This is a genomic window from Natrinema soli (assembly GCF_028618695.1).
Window position 1 is genome coordinate 1 of the sequence record NZ_JAQIVI010000332.1, and the last position, 997, is coordinate 997.

The window sequence follows — 997 nt, forward strand, 5'->3', positions numbered from 1 at the left end:
TAACGCGAGCGTCGCGCCCACCACCGCAGCGCCGACGTGTGCCGGTGAGGCGAACTCGAGGCTCCGGCCGAGCGCGATCGCCGAGGCGGCGATGAGCCCCGTAAAGAAGCCGAACATCGCGACCGGGTGGGACTCCGCGAGCGACGAGACGATGTCGGCGATGAGGACCACCGAGGTGACCATGCCGACGCCGAGGGGGACCAGAAACTGCAGGTCCATCTCGAGCAGGGACTCCCGCGCTCGAGCCCGTCGGTCGGGGTGATACCCCCGAAGAACGGCGATCGCTCGCTGCGGCGTGAGCGCGGTGACGGCGGCGATCAGCCGGCCGTAGAATCCCAGCAGGAGCGCGACTGTCCCGCCGGAGACGCCGGGCAGGGCGTCGGCCGCTCCCATACAGAGCCCGTAGCCGTAGGCCCGGAGCAACTCGAGTCGGTCGACGACCACGTCGGTTCGTTCATACTCCATATGTTCGTTCCTGGCGTCGCTGGTCGGCGTCGCGGCTCGACAGCGTTCGATGCCACCGTCTCGAGTCCGAGCGACCGAGCCGCCGTTTCGCCTGCATGGTCGATGGGGCGACGTGCGTCCGTATAAAAGTGCGACAACCTCGTCAGCGCGTGCTCCCCGTCCTCGTTTACCGTCCCCGTCTCCCGTCCCTGGCCACCGTCGCCGTCCGGCTCGGCGAACCGCGGTTTCAGGCCGGCCGCCCCATCGTGTACAGGAACATCGGCGTCTGTCCCGTGGCGCGGGGAGCGAAGAAGTCCGAGACGACGTCGTCGTAGAACGTCAGCCCGGTCCCGCCGAGGTCGCGGTGGGCATATGTCCCCAGGTAGAGCCGGCCGGCCGTCAGCGATGCTTCGAGCTGTGCCACCCGGTAGCCGCGATCGCCGAGCGCGTCGACGATCTCCTCGAGGTCGGTCACGAAGTAGACGCAGACCGCGGCGTCGGCGGCCAACCGCTGATCCAGCGCGAGGTGGCCCGCCTCGCTGCGACACTCGCC

General features: G+C 69.2%; 2 protein-coding genes. Both read right to left on the minus strand.

Features of this window, described 5'->3' with window-relative positions:
* A partial coding sequence (locus PGX04_RS19620) for a DUF368 domain-containing protein (protein WP_273740055.1) occupies positions 1-465 on the minus strand: 465 nt, incomplete at its 3' end.
* A 226-nt stretch (positions 466-691) separates the two neighbouring features.
* Positions 692-997 (minus strand): nitroreductase family protein (locus tag PGX04_RS19625; RefSeq protein ID WP_465263826.1); only part of this gene is annotated, 306 nt, incomplete at its 5' end.